The sequence below is a fragment of the Nonomuraea sp. NPDC052129 genome, from assembly GCF_040680095.1.
Lineage (GTDB): Bacteria > Actinomycetota > Actinomycetes > Streptosporangiales > Streptosporangiaceae > Nonomuraea.
The window spans coordinates 423,643-446,025 of sequence record NZ_JBFAVX010000003.1; the positions used below are offsets into that span (position 1 = coordinate 423,643).

The 22,383-nt window shown below is 69.9% G+C and carries 15 protein-coding genes and 1 pseudogene; 6 read left to right on the top strand and 10 right to left on the bottom strand.

All coding sequences use genetic code 11. The features are described from left to right. Positions 1–8 precede the first annotated feature (8 nt). Entirely contained in the window at positions 9–542 is a 534-nt protein-coding gene (pyrE, locus tag AB0L53_RS10090) for an orotate phosphoribosyltransferase (protein ID WP_357653568.1), read from the bottom strand. A gap of 196 nt (positions 543–738) precedes the next feature. Between pyrE and AB0L53_RS10095 the strand changes: the two genes are divergently transcribed. Then, positions 739–3,924 carry a sigma-70 family RNA polymerase sigma factor gene (locus AB0L53_RS10095; protein WP_363992605.1) on the top strand — a complete coding sequence of 1,062 codons (3,186 nt, stop codon included), beginning with the start codon at positions 739–741 and terminating at the stop codon, positions 3,922–3,924. Between the two features lie 205 nt (positions 3,925–4,129). Beyond that, a complete protein-coding gene (locus AB0L53_RS10100; RefSeq protein WP_363992812.1) occupies positions 4,130–5,323 on the top strand; it encodes an NYN domain-containing protein in 1,194 nt (397 codons plus the stop codon). A gap of 227 nt (positions 5,324–5,550) precedes the next feature. Here the strand turns inward: AB0L53_RS10100 and AB0L53_RS10105 are convergent, their stop codons facing one another. Beyond that, the gene (locus tag AB0L53_RS10105) at positions 5,551–6,180 is read right to left on the bottom strand and encodes a response regulator (RefSeq protein ID WP_357957483.1); all 630 of its coding nucleotides are present in this window, start codon (positions 6,178–6,180) and stop codon (positions 5,551–5,553) included. A gap of 3 nt (positions 6,181–6,183) precedes the next feature. Then, the gene (locus tag AB0L53_RS10110) at positions 6,184–10,359 is read right to left on the bottom strand and encodes a HAMP domain-containing protein (protein ID WP_363992607.1); all 4,176 of its coding nucleotides are present in this window, start codon (positions 10,357–10,359) and stop codon (positions 6,184–6,186) included. Between the two features lie 120 nt (positions 10,360–10,479). On the opposite strand from AB0L53_RS10110, the gene AB0L53_RS10115 reads away from it, so the two are divergent. After that, entirely contained in the window at positions 10,480–12,024 is a 1,545-nt protein-coding gene (locus AB0L53_RS10115) for a GAF domain-containing SpoIIE family protein phosphatase (protein WP_363992609.1), read from the top strand. Positions 12,025–12,094: 70 nt separating this feature from the next. On the opposite strand, the gene AB0L53_RS10120 is transcribed toward AB0L53_RS10115, so the two are convergent. The 3 genes and pseudogenes from AB0L53_RS10120 to rho form a co-directional block, all read right to left on the bottom strand. After that, positions 12,095–13,861 carry a prolyl oligopeptidase family serine peptidase gene (locus AB0L53_RS10120; protein ID WP_363992611.1) on the bottom strand — a complete coding sequence of 589 codons (1,767 nt, stop codon included), beginning with the start codon at positions 13,859–13,861 and terminating at the stop codon, positions 12,095–12,097. Positions 13,862–14,002: 141 nt separating this feature from the next. Beyond that, positions 14,003–15,019: a putative RNA methyltransferase gene (locus tag AB0L53_RS10125; RefSeq protein ID WP_363992613.1), complete on the bottom strand. Its 1,017-nt coding sequence runs from the start codon at positions 15,017–15,019 to the stop codon at positions 14,003–14,005. Positions 15,020–15,062: 43 nt separating this feature from the next. Next, positions 15,063–16,115: pseudogene (gene rho, locus AB0L53_RS10130) on the bottom strand (transcription termination factor Rho); the annotation flags it as partial. A gap of 434 nt (positions 16,116–16,549) precedes the next feature. Here rho and AB0L53_RS10135 point away from each other — a divergent pair. Further along, complete coding sequence (locus AB0L53_RS10135; protein ID WP_357653584.1) at positions 16,550–16,693, top strand: hypothetical protein; 144 nt, start codon at positions 16,550–16,552, stop codon at positions 16,691–16,693. A gap of 9 nt (positions 16,694–16,702) precedes the next feature. Next, positions 16,703–17,443 (top strand): MBL fold metallo-hydrolase, encoded by a 741-nt coding sequence (locus AB0L53_RS10140; protein WP_363992615.1) that lies wholly within the window; start codon positions 16,703–16,705, stop codon positions 17,441–17,443. 18 nt (positions 17,444–17,461) lie between these two features. Here AB0L53_RS10140 and AB0L53_RS10145 read toward each other — a convergent pair whose 3' ends face one another. Beyond that, on the bottom strand, positions 17,462–19,357 hold the full coding sequence (locus AB0L53_RS10145; protein WP_363992617.1) for a nitrate- and nitrite sensing domain-containing protein: 1,896 nt from the start codon (positions 19,355–19,357) through the stop codon (positions 17,462–17,464). Between the two features lie 115 nt (positions 19,358–19,472). Next, entirely contained in the window at positions 19,473–19,973 is a 501-nt protein-coding gene (locus tag AB0L53_RS10150) for a hypothetical protein (protein WP_363992619.1), read from the bottom strand. A gap of 106 nt (positions 19,974–20,079) precedes the next feature. On the opposite strand from AB0L53_RS10150, the gene AB0L53_RS10155 reads away from it, so the two are divergent. After that, positions 20,080–20,607 carry a DUF6886 family protein gene (locus AB0L53_RS10155; protein WP_363992621.1) on the top strand — a complete coding sequence of 176 codons (528 nt, stop codon included), beginning with the start codon at positions 20,080–20,082 and terminating at the stop codon, positions 20,605–20,607. On the opposite strand, the gene AB0L53_RS10160 is transcribed toward AB0L53_RS10155, so the two are convergent. After that, complete coding sequence (locus tag AB0L53_RS10160; protein WP_363992623.1) at positions 20,573–21,544, bottom strand: 2-dehydropantoate 2-reductase N-terminal domain-containing protein; 972 nt, start codon at positions 21,542–21,544, stop codon at positions 20,573–20,575. The two genes, AB0L53_RS10155 and AB0L53_RS10160, sit on opposite strands and share 35 nt — an antisense overlap. A 19-nt stretch (positions 21,545–21,563) precedes the next feature. Further along, positions 21,564–22,286 (bottom strand): glycosyltransferase family 2 protein, encoded by a 723-nt coding sequence (locus AB0L53_RS10165; protein ID WP_363992625.1) that lies wholly within the window; start codon positions 22,284–22,286, stop codon positions 21,564–21,566. Positions 22,287–22,383 lie beyond the last annotated feature (97 nt).

The following is a 22,383-nucleotide window of genomic DNA, read 5'->3' on the forward strand; positions in this document are numbered from 1 at the left end:
GGAGATGTTCACAGCCCGAGGTCCTGGAGCGTGAACGCGGAGCGGTAGTCGAGCCCCTCCTCGGCCATCCGGGGCGCCGCGCCGCGCTCGACGATCGTGGCCACGGCGACCACCTCCGCGCCCGCCTCACGCAGCGCCTCGACGGCCGTCAGCGGGGAGGCGCCGGTCGTGGAGGTGTCCTCGACGGCCAGCACGCGACGGCCCTTGACCTCCGGACCCTCGATCCTGCGCTGCATGCCGTGCGCCTTCTGCGCCTTGCGCACCACGAACGCGTCGAGCGGGCGCCCCTGCGCGGCGGCGGCGTGCATCATCGCGGTCGCGACGGGATCGGCGCCCAACGTCAGCCCGCCCACGGCGTCGTACTCCAGATCCTTGGTCAGGTCGAGCATCACCCTGCCGACCAGGGGTGCGGCCACCCCGTCGAGCGTGATCCGGCGCAGGTCCAGGTAGAAATCGGCCTCCTGACCCGAGGAGAGCACGACCTTGCCGTGCACGACGGCCTTCTTCTTGATCTCGGCGAGCAGGTTGTCGCGGTCTGTCATGGGTCCCAGCTTAGGGTCCTCGCGTACGTCCAGGAGGTCCCGCCTACGGCTGGCCAGGAGGTCCGCCTAGGGCCGCCGGGAGCGGCTGTCGGAAAGCCCGGGAGGGCCGTAGGAAGGTAAACGCGGCCCTTCGGTTTAGCCGGGACGGTGGCTGCGGAATGCTCGGAGGTAAACTCTGGGTAATCGTGAGGTCACTATGAGTGCAGAATCGCCGCAGAGCGATGCGGATCTTCTCCACGCGGTCCGAGCCGGCGACGCCACCGCCTACCGCGAGCTCCACGACCGCCACGTGGCCGCCGCGCGCTCGCTGGCCCGCCAGCTCGTCAGGGGCGAGGCCGAGGCCGACGACGTGGTCGCCGAGTCGTTCACCAAGATCCTCGACCTCGTCGGCCGTGGCGGCGGTCCTTCGGCGGGCTTCAGGACGTACCTGCTGACGGTTGTGCGCCGCACCGTCTGTGACCGTACGCGGGTGGCCGACGGCCAGATAGCCCTGGGCGGGATCGAACGCCAGGCGACCACGGGCGGGATCGAACGCCAGGTGATCCTGGGCAGAATCGAGGGCCAGGAGGTCATAGGCGGGACCGAGCGGCAGTCGGCCGTGGGCGGGGCCGAGTGCCAGGCGGCCGTGAGCAGGGCCGAGCGGCAGGTGACCATGAGCGGGGGCGAGGGCCAGGCGGCTACAGGCGGAATCGAGCCGGTCGATCCCGGTGTGCCCTTCATCGACCCGGCACTCATCGGCCTCGAACGGTCGCTGATCGCCAAGGCGTTCCTGTCGCTGCCTGAGCGGTGGCGGGCGGTGCTCTGGCACACCGAGGTCGAGCACTTGCCGCCCGCCGACGTGGCCCCGCTGCTCGGCCTGTCAGCCAACGGCGTCACCGACCTCGCCCGCCGGGCTCTCGCGGGCCTGCGCCAGGCGTACCTGCAGACGCACCTGGCGGCGCCACCGCCCCACACGTGCCGACTGGCGCTGGGCAGGATGAGCCGTTACGTCCGGGGCGTGCTGGCCAGGCGCGACTCCAAGGCGGTGGACGAGCACGTGAGCGGCTGCCCCGAATGCCGCGCGGTCCTGCTGGAACTGACGGACGTGAGCCGGGGGCTACGCGTCATCATCGGACCCCTGATCACCGGCCCGGTCTTCGCCGGGTACGCGGCGGCACTGGCCAAGGAGGGAGCCTCGAGCGACGGCCCGGATGGCCTCCCGCGCGCACTGGGCCGCTTGGGGCGGGCGCCTGGGCGGCTGTTCGGGAGGGTGCGGCGGGTGCCCGTGTACATGCTCGGTCGGATGTGGCGGGCGCCTGAGCGCGTGTTCGGCTGGGTGTGGCGAGCGTCCGCACAAGTGCTCGGCCAGCTTGGGCGCCTGCCCAGGTACGTGCTCGGCTGGGTTCGGGACGTGCCCAGGCCCGCGCTCGGCTGGGTTCGGGGCGTGCTTAGGCATGTGTTCGGCTGGGTTCGGGGCGTGCCCACGTACGCACAGGCGGCGGTGGCGGGTGGTACCGCCGCCGCCGTCGCGGCCGCCGCCGCGTTCACGCTGGTCTCGGCCGAGGAGCCGATGCCGAGGCCGGTCGCCAAGCCCGTCGCGTCAGCCGGACCGCCGCCCGTACGGCCGGCCGACAAGCCCACACGGGTTCCTCCCGGTCGGCCGGACACCCCGACGGCGGCGAAGGGGCACCGGGCGCGCCTGCACGCCACGATCGGCGTGCTCGGCGCACTGGTCCGCGACCAGCCCGGCATCATCGGGCTACGACTCCGCAACTCGGGCAACGCCCCGACCGCCGAACTCACGGCCACCGTGGACCTGCCCGCAGGCGTCACGCTGATCCCATCGGGCGATAACCGTCCTGGCACAGCCGCAGGCGTGACCCTGACCCGCCCGCACGATTCCGACCACGGCGCCGCACCGATCCAGTGGGGTGGCTACAAGCGCAGTGTCGCGGCGGGCGAGATGCCGATCCAGCCGGGTGCCTACGAGCACAGCGTCGTGGGGGGTAAGGCGCCGATCCAGCCCGGTGGCTACGGTCGTGGTGTTGCGGTGGTTACGCCCGTTGGGACCCTGGATGGCTGGACTTGTCGCCCGGCCGGGCACGGCGCTGTGTGTGCCAGGGGGCCGCTTGAGGCGCGTCGCCGCACCGCCGTGTTTTTGCGCGTTCAGGTGGCCGCCCAGGCGCCCCAGGGCGACGGGCCCGCTGTGCGGATCACGTCCGGTTCCCTGCGGATCGGGGCGCGGTCAGCGGCCGGGGTACGGCGGGAGGGCATGCCCGCCAGGTTCGCCACCGACGGCCAGGTGACGGTCAGGGCGGTCGGCAACTCGCTCCTGAGCTGCCCGCTGGAGCGCGACGGCTGCGCGGAGGCCCGGCGGCGGGAGGGCGACAGGCGTGACGACGAGCTGTGGCCCATGGCGGTCGTTGACGGGGATGGGGTGCCGGATACGTACGCCTCCAGCGGCGCCACGCTGCGATTGCCCCCGGGCGGTCGGGTCGTGTGGGCGGGCCTCTACTGGTCGGCCAGTGGGGAGAACACGGGGCCGATCAGACTGCGGCCGCCGGGTCGGCGGCGTTACCTGTTCATCAGGCCCGAGCAGGTGACGGTCCGCGAGCTGCCCTCTGGGCCCGCCTACCAGGCGTTCGCCGACGTGACCGGGCTGGTCGGGAGTGTCAGGCAGGAGGGCACGTGGTGGGCGGCCGACCCGCCAATGGGGGAGGGGGTCGCGCAGCACGCCGGATGGAGCCTGGTGGTGATCGCGACCGATCCGACCGAGCCGTACAGCCACGCCGTGGTGCTCGACACACCGACTGTCATCGGCGGCGAGGCGGGTCAGGCCCGGATCCCGCTGGACGGGCTGGTCGCCGCACCCGAGCTCGCCCGAGGCCCGGGACGCCCGCGAGAGAACGTGGCTCCCGCGACCGTGCCTGCGCGGAGCCTGCGGGACGGTGCGACCTCATCTGCGGCCGCGTCTGTGCGGAGCGGGCAGAAGGGCGTGGCTCCTGGGGCCCTGTCCGCGCGGAGTCCGCGGAAGCGCGTGGCCCCTGCGGCCGTGCGCGCGCGAGTCCCGAGTAGACGCCCGGCCTCCGGAGGCTCGTCCAGGCGGGTTTCGTCGGGCGGGCTGGTGCCTGCTCGGGTCGAGGTGGTGACCTGGGGAGGCGATGCCGATCTCGACGGTGACCGGCTCTCTTTGGGCTCGGGGCCGCTCACCCCCGCAGGAGGCGACCGTGACGCGGACAACGTCTTCGACGGCTCGTCCAACGGCGCCAAGGGGATGACGTTCGGTGTCGACGTCGACACGTTCGGCGGCGAACTCGGCCATGACCCGGCGCTGGCCATCGATACGCGGAAGGATGTGGTGTTGTTCGCGATCGCCGCCGTCAGCGTGCGTGCACGGTCGTGACGTACGTGCACGATAGTGACCAAAGTCCGACATATTGGTACGGTCAGCCCGGACGCACCGGCGTATGGTCGGGGCAGGGGCGAATCGTCGGGATTAACCTCGCGCGATCACCCGCTTTCATTACCCTGAGAGAGGGCCGCCCGCGAATCCGGCTCTGACGGTGCACAGTCTGCTAGGTCGGACCACCAGGAAAGGGGCCGTGTCAGTGGATCGCTGCGCGCTGTTCGTGGACGCTGGCTATCTGCTGGCCGACGGCGCGATGGCCGTGCATGGCACCCGCCATCGTGAAGCCGTGGCCTGGGACTATCCAGGGCTCTTGCAGCTCCTGTCGAACCTCTCGCGCGAGCGCACCGGCCTGCCGATGCTGCGGTGCTACTGGTACGAGGCGACCGTCGAAGGCCGCCGTACTCCGGAGCACGACGTGCTCGCCGACATCCCCGGCCTCAAGCTCCGTCTCTCGCGCATCCGCCCCGGTCGGCGCGAAGGCGTGGACGCCCAGGTACACCGCGACCTGATGACCCTCGCCCGCAACAGCGCCATCTGCGACGCCGTCGTGGTCAGCGGTGACGAGGACCTCGCCCAGGTCGTCAGCGACGCCCAGGATCTCGGCGTCCGGGTGACCGTTGTGCACATCGCGGTGGACGGCAGCTGGGCGGTCTCCCGCACGCTCATGCAGGAGAGCGACGACCTCATCGAGCTGGGCGGCGTCCACCTGCGCCCCTACGTCAACATGGTGACCGGCGCCATCGAGGCGTCCAACGGACATCACCAGCCGGCCGGCAACGGCCACGCCGGCCACGCGCAGCGGGAGCTGCCGCCCGCCCAGTCGAGCGGGGGCAGCCACGCCGCCGACCGGGCGAGCCAGTCCGGTGCCAACGGCGCGATGCCGTCGGCGGGGCGTGGCCAGCAGTCGCCGCCCAGCTACGCCAATTACCAGCCCGATCCGACGCCGTCGGCCGCCCCGGTGACCGGACCCATCCCGCAGCAGCCGCAGGCGCCGACGACCGGGCAGTTCGCGTCGCAGTCCAACGGCACCTATCAGCCCCCGCCGTCGCAGTCCAACGGCACTTACCAGCCCTCGCAGCTCGGTGCCTACACCGGCCCGCAGCCCGCGCCGGTCTCCCAGCAGCCCTCGGCCGCCACGGCCGGGGCGACCACGCTGTCCGACGCCGTCAAGGCCGCCCATCGCGAGGGGCACGACTTCGGCGAGTCCGTGGCCCGCGACGCGCCGGCCCTGTGGCTGGAGGCCGTGCTCGCGCGCAAGCCGCGGATGCCCTCCGACCTGGAGGCCCGCCTGCTGCAGGGGTCGTCCCTGCCGATCGACTTCCTGCTGCACGACGAGGTACGCCACGCGCTGCGCCGCGGCTTCTGGGACGCCCTGGAGCGCGCCAGGCACTAGCTTGACGCCCCCTGGGGCCAGACCTCTCCGCCGCTGCCGTCCAGACGCCAGCGCGCCTCTGAGAACGATCTCAGCGCCTCGGGGGCGCACATGAGACGGCGCCTCTCGTACGGACAAGGCACAGCGCCTCTCGTACGGACAAGGCACAGCGCCTCTCGTACGGACAAGGCACAGCGCCTCTCGTAGGGGACGGCGTCTCGCGTACCGACGAGGGACGCCGCGGCGGCTTACGACAGGGCGTCGAAGCCGGAGCGCAGGTGGGCGAGCCGATCGGCGAGGTCGGCGAGCGGGACGGACAGCGTCGGGTCGTGCGACTTGTTGGCCAGCTCCCGCACCCTGCCCAGCTCGTCCTCCACCGCTGTCAGCCGCCGCGACAGCTCGGGCAGGATCGCCGCCTGGTCACCCGCGCCCGGCGGCAGCTCGCCGCTCAGCCGCTCGCGCAGCATCGACGCCTGCTCGGCCAGTCGCTTGTTCATGTTGTACAGCTCGGTGAACACCGACACCTTGGCCCGCAGCACCCACGGGTCGAACGGCTTGGTCAGGTAGTCGACGGCGCCCGCCGCGTAGCCGCGGAAGGCGTAGTCGGGCGCGCTGTCGACCACCGTGAGGAAGATGATCGGGATGTTGCGGGTCCGCTCCCGCCGTTTGATGTGGGCGGCCGTCTCGAACCCGTCCATGCCCGGCATCCGCACGTCGAGCAGGATCAGCGCGAACTCCGTGTTGAGCAGCGCCTTGAGCGCCTCCTCGCCGGACCTGGCGCGTACGGGCACCAGGTCGAGCGAGCTCAGGATCGCTTCGAGGGCGATCAAATTCTCCTCGCGGTCGTCGACCAGGAGGATCTTGGCACGATCCGGCATGGATCACGCCCCTTCGGCGGTGGACTCGCCGGTCGACCGCCCCCGGCCGAGCCAACCGCGCAGCCGTTCGAGCAGCCGGTCGACGTCGACGGGCTTGGGTACGTAGTCGGACGCGCCCGAGGCGATGCTCTTCTCGCGATCGCCCCGCATGACCTTGGCGGTCAACGCGATGATCGGGAGATCGGCGAACTGCGGCATGCGCCTGATGGCCGAGGTCGTGGCCCAGCCGTCCATCTCCGGCATCATGATGTCCATCAGCACGAGAGCGACGTCCTCGTTCCGTTCGAGCTGTTCGATTCCTTCCCGGCCGTTTTCAGCGTAGACGACCGTGGAGCCATGCCGTTCGAGGACGCTGGTGAGGGCGAACACGTTGCGGATGTCGTCGTCGACGATGAGGATCTTCGCGCCGTTGAGCGGGTCGTCGCCGTGCCACTGGCTGGTCTCGGCGGGCGGCTCGATCAGCTCGGGCAGTGGCAGGTCGAGCGGCATCGGCGGTTCGTGCAGCGCGGCCGCCGTCTCCTCGACCGGCACGGCGAGCAGTTGCCTGCGCTCGACCACGGCGTCGCTGTCGGTCTCGGCCAGCGGGCCGGTGTAGGAGGCCGGCAGGTAAAGGGTGAACGTGCTCCCCTTGCCCAGCTCGCTGTCGACGTGGATCTCACCGCCGAGCAGCCTGGCGATCTTGCGGCAGATCGACAGGCCCAGCCCGGTGCCGCCGTACTTGCGGCTGGTGGTGCCGTCGGCCTGCCTGAACGCCTCGAAGATGACCTCGCGCTTGTCGGGCGCGATGCCGATGCCGGTGTCGATCACCTGGAAGGCCAGCAGGTCGTGGGCGCCGTGCAGGGTGTCGTCGTCGAACTGGACCCCCGCCGGCACCGGCGTGACCCGCAGCTTGACCTCGCCCTTCGGGGTGAACTTCACCGCGTTGGACAGCAGGTTGCGCAGCACCTGCTGCAGGCGCTGCTCGTCGGCGCGCAGCTCCTGCGGCACGTCGCTGTCCACCTCGACGGCGAACGCCAGCCCCTTGTCCTGGGCCAGCGGCGCGAACGCCGCCTCCAGGAGGTCGACCATCTTCGGCAGCGACACCTGGATCGGATGGATGTCCATCCGGCCGGCCTCGACCTTGGACAGGTCGAGCATGTCGTTGATCAGCTGGAGCAGCGCGGAGCCCGCGCCGTGGATCGTCCTGGCGAACTCGACCTGCTGCGAGGTCAGGTTGCCCTCGGCGTTCTCGGTCAGCAGCTTGGCCAGCACGAGCAGGCTGTTGAGCGGCGTGCGCAGCTCGTGGGACATGTTCGCGAGGAACTCGGACTTGTAGCGCGAGGACACGGCCAGCTGCTCGGCGCGCTCCTCCAGCGTGCGGCGGGCCTGCTCGATCTGGAAGTTCTGGATCTCGATGGCGCGGTTCTGCTTGGCCAGCAGCGCCGCCTTGTCCTCAAGCTCGGCGTTGGACCTGCGCAGCTCCTCCTGCTGGCGCTGCAGCTCGTCCGAACGTTCCTGCAGCTCGCGGGTGAGTCGCTGCGACTCCGTCAGCAGGTCTTCGGTCCGCGAGTTGGCGATGATGGTGTTCATCGTGACGCCGATGGTCTCGACGAGCTGGGTCAGGAAGTCGAGGTGCACCTCGCCGAACGGGGTGAAGGAGGCCAGCTCCAGCACGCCCAGGACGCGGTTCTCGAACAAGATCGGGAGTACGACGATCTGCGCGGGCGTCGACTGGCTGAGGCCGCTGTCGATGGTGATGAACCGTGGCGGCACGTCGTCGAGGACGATGTGCCTGCCCTGGGCCGCGGCCTGGCCGACGATGCCCTCACCGACCGCGAAGCGCTGGCGCGGGCCGCGGTCGGGGCGTACGCCGTAGCCGCCGATCAGCAGCAGCTCGTGCTCGCCCTCGGGATCGACGCCGTAGAAGGCGCCATAGCGGGCCGACACCAGCGGTGTCAGCTCGCTCATCGTCAGCTTGGCCACCTCGAACAGGTCGCGGTGGCCCTGCATGAGCCGGGAGATACGGGCCAGGTTGGACTTGAGCCAGTCTTGCTCCTGGTTGGCCTGGGTGGTCTCGCGGAGGTTGGCCACCATCGAGTTGATGTTGTCCTTGAGCTCCGCCAGCTCGCCCTGCGCCTCGACGGCGATCGAACGGGTCAGGTCGCCCCTGGCCACGGCGCTGGTCACGGTGGCGATCGCGCGTACCTGCGTGGTGAGGTTGCCGGCCAGCTCGTTGACGCTCTCGGTGAGCCGCTTCCAGGTGCCTTCCACGCCCTCGACCCGCGCCTGGCCGCCGAGCTGGCCTTCGGAGCCCACCTCGCGGGCGACTCGGGTCACCTCGGAGGCGAACGAGGACAGTTGGTCGACCATCCGGTTGATGGTGGTCTTGAGCGCCAGGATCTCGCCCTGGGCGTCCACGTCGATCTTGCGGGTGAGGTCGCCGTTGGCGACCGCGGTGGTCACCTCGGCGATGTTGCGCACCTGGTAGGTCAGGTTGTTGGCCATGAAGTTGACGTTGTCGGTGAGGTCCTTCCAGACGCCCGACACGCCCTGCACCCGGGCCTGGCCGCCGAGCTGGCCCTGCGTGCCGACCTCGCGGGCGACTCGGGTCACCTCGTCGGCGAAGGACGACAGCTGGTCGACCATCGTGTTGAGGGTGTCCTTGAGCTGGAGGATCTCGCCCTGCGCGTCGACGGTGATCTTCTTCGACAGGTCACCCTGGGCCACCGCGGAGGAGACCGCCGCTATCTGGCGCACCTGGGAGGTCAGGTTGTTGGCCATGGAGTTGACGTTCTCCGTGAGGTCCTTCCAGACCCCGGAGACACCGCGTACCTGTGCCTGGCCGCCCAGCTGCCCCTCGGTGCCCACCTCGCGGGCGACTCGGGTCACCTCGGAGGCGAACGACGACAGCTGCTCGACCATCGTGTTCATGGTCGACTTGAGCTCCAGGATCTCGCCCTGGGCGTCCACGTCGATCTTGCGGGTGAGGTCGCCGTTGGCCACGGCCGTCGTCACCTGGGCGATGTTGCGTACCTGATAGGTCAGGTTGTACGCCATGGAGTTGACGTTGTCGGTGAGGTCCTTCCAGACGCCCGACACGCCCTTCACCTCGGCGCGTCCGCCCAGCTTGCCCTCGGTGCCGACCTCGCGCGCCACGCGGGTCACCTCGTCGGCGAAGGACGACAGCTGGTCGACCATCGTGTTGAGGGTGTCCTTGAGCTGGAGGATCTCGCCCTCCGCGTCGACGGTGATCTTCTTCGACAGGTTGCCCTGGGCCACCGCCGTGGCCACGGTCGCGATGCTGCGTACTTGGCTGGTGAGGTTGTTGGCCATGAAGTTGACGTTGTCGGTGAGGTCTTTCCAGACGCCCGACACGCCCGACACCCGGGCCTGGCCGCCGAGCTGGCCCTGTGTGCCCACCTCGCGGGCGACTCGGGTGACCTCCTCGGCGAAGCCGGAAAGCTGGTCCACCATCGTGTTGACGGTGTTCTTGAGCTCGAACATCTCGCCCACGGCGTCGACCGTCACCTTGCGGCTCAGGTCGCCCTTGGCCACGGCGGTGGTCACGACCGCGATGTCACGCACCTGCGCGGCCACCCGGGAGGACATCGTGTTGACGGCCTCGGTGAGGTCGCGCCAGCTGCCGGACATGCCGCGCAGGTTGGCACCGCCACCCAGCCGGCCCTCGGTGCCGGCCTCCCTGGCCACCCGCGTGACCTCGGAGTTGAACAGCGCGAGCTGGTCGACCATGCCGTTGATCGCCTTGCCCAGGCGGCGCACCTCGCCGCGGGCCGAGCGGTCGAGGTCGATCCGCCGCGACAGGTCGCCCTTGGCCACCGCGTCGATCACGTCGGCGGCACCGCTCACCGGGCTCACCAGGGCGTCGATCAACATGTTGACCGACTCGACGCTCTCCGCCCAGGCGCCGACTCCCGGCCCCGGCGTCAGCCGCTCGCCGAAGCGGCCCTCCTTGACAACTTCCTTGCGTACGCGCACCAGCTCGTTGGCGAGATGTTCGCGACGATCGGCCACTTCGTTGAGCAGCAACCGCACTTCACTGAGGATGCCGGCCGGGGCATGCGGGACCCGGCGGCGGAAGTCGCCGTCGCGCCAGGAGAAGAGGGTCTCCAGGATCGGGACGAGATCCGACTCGGTGTAAGTCCTCTCCTCAGAGCTCAATGCGGCCTTGGCCGTTGTCATGGGGCCTCCTTCACTCCCGGGGTGCCACCGCGAGTGAGTCAAGTCTGTCACGATGAGTAGCTCATAGTCGCGTCCTTGGATTTACCCCAAGTCAGCAGGAAGTGTGGTAGGCACGATGCGATGACTGCTACTCCCCATGCGGTGCTGGCCGCTACGTTCGCGCCCGGCGACACCGCCGTGACGGCTGCGATGAGGTTCACCCGTGAGGTGATGACCGCGTGGGCAGTCGGCAGCGTGCTGCATCTGGCCGAGCAGGTCGCGGGTGACCTGGCACAACAGGTGGTGGACGAGCCGTTCGAAGTCATCTGGAAGCATTTTGGTGACGCCGTACAGGTCGAGTTGAGACAGCGGAGCACCTCGCAGGGCGACCCGAAGGCTCCGTCTGTGGGGGTGGAGGAGTGGGGAATCACCTTCGCAGGTGATTCTCGTGTCCATTGGGCAAGACTCACGCTACCCGGCTCGACGGACAGAGTGGCATCCGAATGGCTGGAGGAGAGCGCCAGAGGGCCGCATTGGTTGGGGTTCCTGGCTGACGCGAGTGACCTGCTCGCGGGCACTCTCGACCCCGACATGGTGCCCGCCATCATCGCCCAGATCGTGGTGCCGCGACTGGCGAGCTGGTGCGCCGTCTACACCTCTGACACCGCTGTCGGACCGCTGCGGCTGGTCTACCTCTGGCACGCCGACGAGGCCAGGATCGACGGGCTGCGCGAGCAGCTGGGCGACATGGACGCGATGATCGCCGACGCTCATGTCACCTCCACCGTCCACCTGGCCGACTCGCAGGTGCTCGCGGTCCCGCTGACCGCGCGCGGCCGGGGCCTGGGCATGATGTGCCTGGGCCGGCCCGACCGCTTCCCCGACGAGGTCATCCAGTTCGCCGAGGACATCGCCAGGCGGGCCGCGCTGGCCACCGACAACGCCCGCGTCTACGCCCAGCAGGCCGCGGCCAACCGGGCGCTCCAGCGCAGCCTGCTCCCGCCGAACGAGCCCGAGGTGCCCGGCCTCGACTACGGCGTCGTGTACGAGCCCGCCGGCGAGGCCAACGAGGTCGGGGGCGACTTCTACGACCTGTTCAAGGCCGGCGACGACTCCTGGCGGTTCGCGATCGGCGACGTGTGCGGCACCGGCCCGGAGGCCGCCGCCGTGACGGGCCTGGCCCGCCACACGCTGCGCCTGCTCGCCCGCGAGGGCTACGGGGTGGCAGCGGTGCTCGGCCGCCTCAACCAGGCGATCTTGGAGGAGGGCGAGCGGGCCAGGTTCCTCACGCTGCTGCACGGTGACATCACGCCGGTGCCGACCGGTCTTGAGGTACGCCTGGTGTCGGCGGGCCATCCCGAGGCGCTGCGCCTCAAGCCGAGCGGCGTGGTCGAGACGGTGACGACCCCGCAGTCGCTGCTCGGGGTCTTCCACGAGGTGGTGTTCGAGGCCGACACGCTGCATCTCGACCACGGTGACGTGCTGCTGGCGGTGACCGATGGGGTGACGGAGCGGCGCTCGGGCGGGCGGCTGCTCGACGACGACAGCGGGCTGGCCAAGCTGCTCGCCGAGTGCGCCGGGCTGTCGGCCCGCGCGGTGGCCGAGCGGATCCGTCGAGGGGCGGCCGACTTCGCCACGGAGCCGAGTGCGGACGACCTCGCGATCGTGGTCCTCCGCGCCCGCTGACCTCATGGGTGCGCCACTGACCCTCATGGGCCATTTCTAGCTGACCGCCGACTTGGCGAATTGTCGATTATCAGTGTGGATTTACATGCTTGCGGGCGAATTCAAGCTGTAGCGCGATTTGCGCGATCCGTTCGGACATGACCAGCGAGCCACGGATGGCGTCGTAGGCGTAAACCTCATGCTCCCGCCCGTGCTCAGCCAGTTTCGCCACATACTTCTCGATCTGCCGCAGCGGGCAGCGGCTGTCGTTCTCGCCGGCCAGGATCAGCACCGGGCTTTCCACCCGGTCCACGTACGTGATCGGGGAGCTGGCCGCATAGCGTTCGGGCTGCTCGTCGGGCGAGCCGCCCAGCAGCGCGCGGTGGTAGGCGCGCAGGCTCTCGGCCTCGTCCTCGTAGGAGGTCTCGTGGCAGGCGATGGGCACCGCCGCGATGCCGGCCGTCCACAGCTCGGGCTGGGTGCCGAGGCCGAGCAGCGTGAGGTAGCCGCCCCAGGCGGTGCCCGTCAGCAGCATCCTGGCGGGGTCGGCGATGCCGCGCTCCACGACGTGCTCGCGTACGGCGGCGACGTCGGCCAGCTCGATGTGGCCGATGTCGCTGTGGAGCGCGTCGCGCCAGGCCGAGCCGTAGCCGGTCGAACCGCGGTAGTTGACCCGCACCACCGCGAAGCCGGCGTCCACCCAGGCCGCGACCTCGGGGGAGAAGGCGTCGCGGTCGTGCGTCGTCGGGCCGCCGTGCAGCAGGAAGACGGTCGGGAACGGCGCGGCGCCGGACTCGGGACGGGAGACCAGCGCGTGGATCCTGCCGCCGGGGCCGGGCACGTCGAGGTCTTCGACGGGCACGCTCGGCGGAGCGGAGGGGCCGCTGGAGTTGAGCACGACCTGGCCGTTGCTGGAGCGGATCACCGGTGGCCGGGAGGCGCTGGACCAGGAGTACTCGACGTTGCCGCCGGGGCGCGGGGCCGCGGCGTCGATCACGCCGTGGGGTGTCTCGAGCAGGGTCAGCCCGCCGCCCGCGAGGTCGTAGCGGTGCAGGTAGCTGCGGGCGCGGTTGTCGCGCAGGATCAGCAGGCCGCGGCCGTCGTCGTACCAGCTGGCGGTCAGCTCGCCGGAGTCCTTCATCCAGATCTCGCGCTGCTCGTCAGTCGCCGGGTCCCAGACCAGGGGAGCCTGACGTTGGCGGCGCTCGTGCAGGGCGAGCATGCGGCGGTCGCCCGGCACCGGGGCGAACTTGAGGCCGATCACGCCCTTGTCGGGGCCGTCGTAGAGCTCGCCGACGACGTCGCCGTTCGGGCGTACGACGCGCAGCGCCGGATGACGGAAGTCGCCATACTCGGCATGATTTATCGCGATAAGTGAGCCGTCGAGGGACATGTCGGCTACCCAGGCCGCCTCGGCGTGCTCGTACAGCAGGCGAGACGGTTCGCCGGGCCGTACCAGATGGATCCTGAACGAACCCTCGCTGGCCAGGCTGATCGCCGCGTGGCCCGCCATGGACAGGGCGATGCCGCCCGGCTGGCCGGCCTCCAGGTCGGGAGCGACCTGCTCGTCGGGGCCGCCGGTGAACGGCTGGCGCCACCACACGCCGAACTCGTCGCCCTCGGTGTCGGCGAACCAGTAGATCCACTGGCCGGTGGGGTCGATCGCGGCGTGGGCCGTGCCCTTGGGCCGGTCGGTCACCTGGCGGTTGGCGCCGCTGGCGCGATCCCAGGCGTAGACCTCCCAGGTGCCGGTGGCGTTGGAGCGATAGATCGAGCGGTTCGGGGCCAGCCGTGCCCAGGAGGGCAACGTCATGCGCGACGCTCGGAACCTGGCCTGCCAGCGTTCCTCGGCCTTCATCCGGCGCGCCCCCCTCCCTCTCGCCCCGCCTCCGGGCGTGGGTTGCCGTCCAGTATTGCGCTTGTCTCGCGGAAATACTCCGGGAATGTGGGGGAATTTCGGACTAAATGCCCCATCATTAACACGAGTCTCAGATGTCCGTCAAGGAACAGCCCTTGATCGCGGCGGGGCCTCGAAGATAGACAGGTGGAACGCGGCCTTGGCCGCCACTTTTTCCCGCTTTTTCACAGCAAACCGTGACAGAAAGCTGGAAATCCGCTCCGCCAACTCGGTCGGCTCAGTGTGCCACGCGCTCGGCCCCATCCCCACCACGCCGGCGACCTCGTCAGGCCCCAGCTTCAGATCGAACTCGACCGTCCGCCGCTCGGTCTCCTCGAAGCCTTCCAGGCTCCTGGCCAGCCGCCGCTCCTTCTCCTCGTCGACGGAGAGCAGCCCCAGCTCCTCGACGAGCGGGCTCAGATGCGCCTTAGCGGGGGTCACGACGACCACCGCGCCGCCAGGCCGCAGAATGCGCCGGAACTCGGGACCGTTCCGTGGCGCGAACACGTCGATCACCACATCGGCCACCCCGTCCCTGATGGGCAACGGCCGCCACACGTCGGCCACGAAGGCCCCCGCCCTCGGATGTGACCGAGCGGCACGCCGCACGGCGTGCTTGGAAACGTCGAATGCCATCCCGATGCCACGGTCCACCGCTCTCAGCACCGTCGCCAGGTAGTAACCGGTCCCGGCTCCGGCATCAACGATCACGGGCTCCGGCGCGTGATCGGCGTCCTGCCACGCCGTCCCTGCTCCACGAGCCACTGCGGCACTACGGTACGCCTTCTCGGCCGCCGCGTCCGGCAGTGCCGAGAACCTATCCCTACGGAAAGCATCGTCATCCCGGCCATTGGCGCCGAATATCCTCAACCGCACACTCTCGGCGAGCGCGTCGGCGAGTGGAGCGTAGTGTCCGGTTCCCAGGAACTCGGCCCGCGCCGCCACCATCGCCGCGCTGTCAGCCGTTCCCGGCGTCCGCGAGCCGACCAGGAGGCTCACGTAGCCCTGCTTGGCCACGTCGTACGCATGGCCTTCGGCGCAGCGGAGCGTGTCACCCGCCAACCACATCTCACGGGCACAGACGGGGCAGGCCAGGTATTTGATGATGTCAGCAAGCATGCGCCCATTGTCATGGCCCGGGGGGACCTGACGCGCCAGGGGGTCAGGCGCCGGCCTCAAGCAGGAATGCCGCGTTGGAGGGTGTCTCGCGGAGCTTGCCGACCAGCAGCTCCAGCCCCTGCTGCCGATCGAGCGCGCCGAGCATCCGGCGCAGCTTCCAGATCACCTGCCGCTCGCCGGCCGGCAGCAGGATCTCCTCTCGGCGGGTACCGGAGATGCCCAGGTCGACCGCGGGGAAGAGGCGTCGTTCGGCCAGGTCGCGGGCCAGGTGCACCTCCATGTTCCCGGTGCCCTTGAACTCCTCGTACAGGCTGTTGTCCATGCGCGACCCGGTGTCCACCAGCACGGTGGCCAGGATCGTCAGGGAGCCGCCGCCCTCTACGTTGCGCGCGGAGCCGAAGAAGCGCTTCGGCGGGTAGAGCGCGGTGGCGTCGATGCCGCCGGTGAGCACGCGGCCCCCGCCGGGGGCCAGGTTGTTGTACGCGCGCCCGAGCCGCGTCAGCGAGTCGAGCAGTACCACGACGTCCTCGCCGTTCTCCACGAGGCGCTTGGCGCGTTCGATGGCCAGCTCGGCGACGGCGGTGTGGTCGCGGTCGGGGTGGTCGAAGGTCGAGTAGAAGACCTCGCCTTTGATGGAGGCGCGCATCTCCGTGACCTCTTCCGGCCGCTCGCCGACGAGCACGACCATGAGGTGCGTCTCCGGGTGATTGCGCGCGATGGCCGCCGCGAGCGCCTGCATGACCATGGTCTTGCCGGCTTTGGGCGGGGCCACGATGAGCCCGCGCTGGCCCTTGCCGATGGGCGCGAACAGGTCGATGACGCGGGTGCTGAGCGACTCGGTCTCGATGCGCAGGCGTTCGGTGGGGTGGATCGGGATCAGGTCCGCGAAGTGCGGGCGGTGCCGCCAGTCGGCGGTGCCGTTGACGGACTCGACCTCGACCGGTTTGCCGCCCGCGACGGTGGCGACGACGTGGTCGCCGGGGCGCAGACCGAGCTGCTTGACCCGGTCGGGCGGCACGCGGACGTCGTCGGGGCCGGGCAGGTGTCCCGCGCGGATGAAGGCGCCCTTCTCCCGCACGTCGAGCAGACCACTGACCTGCCGAATGGGCGCACCGGAGCGCGGTTTGGGAATGGTTTGAACAGACATGATGAACCCTCCTCGAGGGCACCGCCGAAGAAAGCCGGCGAGTGTGAAGAATGAGCCGGGCCCGGGAACACCAGGGCGGGCTATAGGGGAAGTGGCGGAGCTGGAAGCTCAACGCCGCTGGCAACGTATCACACGTTCCGGCCCATACAACACCTAGCCCGCTTGGGCTATTCCCGGGGGGTTCTCGGCTCTTCCGCCTCGCCGCCGGGGGTGCGGCGTAACAATGTTCTTCTCGGTGCCGGAGTGCTGCGAATTACCCGCAGCAGGTGTGCACGACGACACAGATCGCCCATCAATGCACCGGCAACCTGTCAAGTGAGATGCAGGGCCGCTGCAATCCGATGAGGCTTTCATAGAACCACGAACTCCTTGGGGGGATCACGATGAAGACCAGCACCCGTTGCCCGCGGTGTCACAACGAGCTCGATGAGGGCCCGATCATCTACCGGTGCGCCCACTGCAGCCGCGCCGTCTACGCCGCCGACGTCGAGAACGAGTACGTTCCGCGCCAGCGCGTGGCCGCCTAATCTGGGCGAATGCCACACAAACCGCGCACGATCTCCGGCGTCGAAGTGACGCCTCTCTGCGACGCCGTGGGTCCCATGGGCCCGGCGATCCGTCGCCCGCTCACCGAGATGTTCCCGGGGGGAGGGCTCGCGGACGAGCCGTGGATTCTGCACTTCCACTGTTACCTGCTACGTGACCGGGCGGGCCGGGTCACCCTGGTCGACACCGGCATCGGCGCCGCAGACTCACCGGCGTCGAGCTGGGCGCCGGTGCCGGGGACATTGCCCGGTGAGCTGGCCGCCGTCGGCGTCGAACCGGCCGACGTCGGCACCGTGATCCTCACGCACCTGCACAGCGACCACGCCAGTGGCGCGGTCGCGGACGGCCGGCCGCTGTTCGAGAACGCCAGGTACGTTCTCCAGCAGGCCGAGGTCGACGCGGCCCATGGCGCGATGCTCGACCAGATCGTCACTCCCATCAAGGGCCAGTTGCAGGTGGTCGACGGCGACTTTCAGGTCGCGCCGGGCGTACGCGTCCAGCTCACCCCAGGGCACACCCCAGGCCACCAGATCGTCCGGCTGGGCGAGCTGGCGATGACCGGCGACCTGGTGCTGCACCCGGCGCAGCTGGCCGATCCGAGCGTCCGTTATGTCTACGACGACGACCAGGCGGCGGCGGCCGCCACCCGCGCCGAGGTGCTCGGCGCGCTGCGGGCCGAGCGCGCGGTCCTGGCCACCGCCCACTTCAGCGACCCGTTCCTGGACCTTTAGCTCCCTGTAGGGGAGTCCTCAGGCGGGTACGGGCTGGTCGGCCAGCAGGTCGGCGGGGAGGCTGACAAGCGCGGTGAGCCCCCCGTACGGCGAGACGTCCAGCGTGACCTTGATCCCGTTCCGGGCCGCCAGCCTGGCCACCACGAACAGCCCCAGCTGATCACTCTGCGCCAGGTCGAACTCCGGCATCTCGGCCAGCCGCGTGTTGAGCTCGTCGAGCTCGACCCTGGTCAGGCCGAGACCGCGGTCCTCGACCTCGACGATCACTCCGTGCGGGGTGATCGTGGTCCGCAGGTCCACCCGGGTCTGCGGCGGCGAGAAGAGGGTGGCGTTCTCGATCAGCTCGGCCATCAGGTGGGCGACGTCGGTGACCGCCGAGCCGACCAGGGAGACGGGCGGCGGCTGCAGCACCTCGACCCGCGGATACTCCTCGACCTCGGCCACGGCCGCGCGCAGCACGTCGTGGATCGGCACCGGGTTGCGCCAGCCCCGACCGGGCGCCTGGTCGGACAGGATGATGAGGCTCTCCGCGTGCCTGCGCATGCGGGTCGTGAGGTGGTCGAGCTTGAACAGGTCGCCGAGCGTCTCGGGCTCCTCCGCGCCGCGTTCCATGCTGTCGAGCTGCAGCAGCTGGCGGTGGAGCAGCGTCTGGTTGCGCCGGGCCAGGTTGACGAAGACCTGGCTGACGCCGTGCCGCAGCCTGGCCTGGCTCAGCGCCGCCGTCACGGCCGTGGCCTGCACGTTGTTGAACGCCTGCACGATGTCGAGCACCTCGCTGGTGTCCGTCTTCACCTCCAGCGGCGGCAGCTCGTCGGGCGTCGGCGCGCCGACGTTCGTACGCAGCCGCTTGACCAGCGCCACCAGGCGTACCTCCGCCAGCTCGGTGGCGGCGTCGCGGAGCCCGGCGAGCTCGCGTACCAGGCGGCCGCGGAAGCGGAGTGACAGCAGGATGGAGGCGAGGACCGCGAGCAGGCCGACGCCGCCCGCCACGCCGATCTTGATCAGCACGTTGACGGCCGTGGGCGTGACGCGCTGCGTGATCTCCCGTACGGCCTGGCGCTGGTTGCGATCGACGGCCGTCCACAGGTTGCTCGCGTCGACGGGCCAGGTGGCCGCCGTGGCGGGCAGGCCGTTCGTGGTGGCCTGGCCCATGATGGCGTCCTCCGCGCGCATGAACTCGCGGTAGGCGGGCGAGGAGACCAGCTGCTCGTACGGCCCGCGCAGCGCGGGGTCGAGGTGGGACAGCGCCTGGGTGTAGAGCAGGCGCCTGGTGGCGACCATGCCGGTGAACTCCCGGCGCTCAAGGGTGGTCGCCTTGCCCCTGTCCAGCACTACGGCGATGATCGCCCGCTCTCTCGACAGCAGGTCCTTGGCCTCGCCCAGCATGGTGACGGCGCGGGCCTGCCGGTAGAGCGTCATGTCCGGCATGAGGATCATCGCGTCGTACATGCGGAAGGAGGCGTCGGCGATCTGGCTGTAGCCGTCGATCACGTCGAGCGGGGCGGGGTTCCCGCCGTCGACCTGGCGGCGGATCGCGGGTAGCGCGTCGAGCTGGTCGTACAGGGCTCTGAGCTGCACGGCCATCCCGGACGAGATGGCCTGCTGGTCGCCGGCCAGCTTGCGGAAGTCCGCGACGGCCTTGTCCGTCTGGGCGCGTTGCCTGGCCAGCTGGGCGGTGCCGCGCTTGGTCGTCAGGAACTCGACGGAGGCCAGCCGCTCGTTCTGGAGCTCGACGTTGATCTGCTCGGACGGGTCGGCCAGGTTCGTCACCAGATCGTTGATCTCCAGCAGGCGCAGGCCGTCGCCGCCGGTCAGTGTCGCCGCGAAGGCCCACAGGCCGACCAATGACGTGAGCGGGACGATCAGCAGGATGAGGAGCTTGATGGCGATGGGACGGCCACGCGTGGGGGGCATGCGACCTCCGGAGGCATGATGAGATCGTCTCGCAGAGTACACCCCCTTTTACCGGGATTTCTGGCGACGGCTCGGCGCGAGGGCCCTGACGCCCCCGCGCCTGCCGCGCTTAGGGCTACTGCCGCCTGGTGTTCTCGGCGCCACCGGCCACGAGCCGGTCGGTCGCCTCGGACTCGTGCACAGGCTCGGGCTGGCGTGCGTGCTCGGGCCGGCGTGCGTGCTCAGGCGCGCGCACCTGCTCGGGCACACGCAGGTTCTGCGTCTCGCGCATGTCCGGCTCGCGCGCGTGCTCAGGCTCGCGCGTGGCGGCGTGCTCGTGCTGCAGCTTCCGCTCCAGCTCGCGCTTCTCCTCTTCGAGCCGGGCCACCCGGCTGGAGGCCTCGGCGCGCGCCACGCGCTTCTGGCGGCGCCGCTTGGCCGACCGGCGGGAACCGGAGCTGATCATCGCGATGCCCAGCAGCAGCACGGCCGTGGTCACGGCACCGGCGATGAACATGCCGAACGAATTGAATTCGAACGTGTAGCCGAACAGAATGTACCTGGAGGTCTCCTCGGCGGCCACCAAGGCGATGGCGCCACCGGCGAGCAGGACCAGGAGTAGACCCAGCAAGATCATTTCAGCTCACTCCCTGTCGTCAGAGCGAGTCCCTACTGCCCCGGCTCGGGCGGACTATGCCGCGCAATCGCCGATCTGGCCGGGGTTCCCGGTCATCATGGAGATCATGAGACCTGAGCCCGGCCAAGTGCTGCACTTCTCCGAGGATCCGACGATCGAGCTTTTCGTGCCGCACGTGGCGCCGACCTCCGCCCTGCGCGAGCCGTACGTCTGGGCGGTCGGCTACGAGCGCTGTCCCGACTACTGGTTCCCGCGGGCCTGCCCGCGGGCGATGGCCTGGAAAACGGCCGGCACCACCGCGGCCGACGCCGACCGGATCATCGGCGCGGGCAGCGGCGACCGGGTGCACGCCATCGAGTACGGCTGGCTCAAGGCGCTCATGGACGTCGGCCTTTACGCCTACCGGCTGCCCGCCGGCCCTTTCCGCGCCATCGGCGACGACGGACACGCGCTCGTGGCCGAGGTGCCGGTGAAGCCGCTCGGCCCCGCGGAGCCGGTGCCGGATCTCCTGGACCTGCACGAGGAGGCCGGGATCCAGCTGCGCGTGCTGGACAACCTCTGGCCGTTCTGGAACGAGGTGACGGCCAGCACGCTGGGCTTCAGCGGGATACGGCTGCGGAACGCTCGTCGATGAGCGCGGCCAGTTCGGCGGCCGACATCGAGCCGGGCGGCAGCTTCTCGCGCGCGTGGCGGTTGGCCTCGCGCTGGAGCACCTCGTTGGCCGGGGTCGGGATCCCGTACTCGCGGCCGAGCAGCACGATCTCGCCGTTGAGGTAGTCGGCCTCGATCGAGCCGCTGGACCTGGCCAGGCTCTGCCAGGAGGATCCGCCGCCGCGTTCGATGCCCTCGATCGGCCGCACGTCCACCTTGTTGCCGCGGACCTCCGCCTGCTCGCTCGGCGTGGCGTAGGGGATGCCCGCCTCCTCCAGCACGGCCATGCCCTCGGCCCTGGCCTGCTCGGTCAGCGCCTCGCCGCCGGAACCGCTCCGGCAGACCGCGTCGACGGCGTTGTTCAGGTTGCCGAGCAGCTTGGCGTACTTCCAGCGCATGACGTCGGGCGCGTCGAGCCCGTACATGCCGCTCTTGTTGAGGTCGGTGACGAGCTGCCGGGAGATTTCATCCACACCCTGTGGATAACGTCCGACATGCAGCATGCCAGAGTACGGGTGGCCGAAGGCCGCGACCGTTCCGGGCTCCAGGTGCGAGGCGGGCAGCCACACGCACATGCCGTAAACCTTCTCGAACCTCCGCAGGACGGTCCGCTCGTTGTCGACGCCGTTCTGGGCGCACACCACCGGCAGGTGCCTGGGCCACGGGTCGAGCGCGCTGATCGTGTCCTGCGACTTGGTCGCCACGATCAGCACGTCGTCGTCGCGCGTCGGCACAGGGCCGTCGGCGGCGGGCACGTCCAGGGTCTCGGTGGAGTCGGGCGTGATCAGGCGCAGCCCGCCGCTCTTCAGCGCCTCATAGTGGGCGCCGCGCGCGATCAGCACGACATCGTGCCCGCCCTGGAACAACCGTGCCCCGATAGTGCCGCCAACTGCTCCTGCTCCGATGACTATGTAGCGCATCGTCCGAGAATGTCACCGTTCACTCGGCGAGCGCCACCTGGGCCTGCGGAGTCATCGCTCCCCTGGTGCGCTCCCGGAGGATCGTCTTGAGTACGCGCCAGCCGTCGCGTACGGCGTGCAGGTTGCTCTCGCCGTGGATGCGGGAGTGCTCGTGGCTGGGCACCTCGCTGATGCGGAGTCCGGCCTGGGCGGCTCGGACGTTCATCAGCGTCTCGATCTCGAAGCCGTCGCAGTCCAGTGCCATCGCGTCCAGGTGGCGGGCCCAGAACGCGTTGTAGCCGTAGCACAGGTCGGTGTAGTGGGTGCCGTACAGCAGGTTCGTCAGGCCCGTGAGGACCTTGTTGCCGAGCGAGCGCAGCGGGCTGATGTCGTCGGAGCCACCGCCTGGGGCGTACCTGGAGCCCTTGGCGAAATCGGCGCCTTGAACCAGGGTGCTGACGAAGGAGAAAATCTCTCCACCGTCGGTCGACCCATCGGCGTCGATCATGACGATGATGTCGCCACGTGCCGCCGCGAATCCCTCAATGAGGGCGTTGCCCTTGCCGCGTCCCGACTGCGCCACCACGCGCAGGTCGGGCCGGAGCCGCCGGGCCACGGCTACCGTGTTGTCGGTCGAGTTGCCGTCGACGAGGACCACCTCGTCGATCCAGGTGGGCAGCGTCGCGAAGACGTGAGGGAGATTGCCGGCCTCGTTCATCGCAGGAACGACTACAGTGACGCTCACGGCGAAGGGCTTGTTCATGCCCCGAAGGTGCGCTGGCCCGCATGCAAGCCGCTTGACAGCTTCTTGCATCGATCGCGGATATATGCATATGTCCGCTTATATAGTCCCGGGTTTT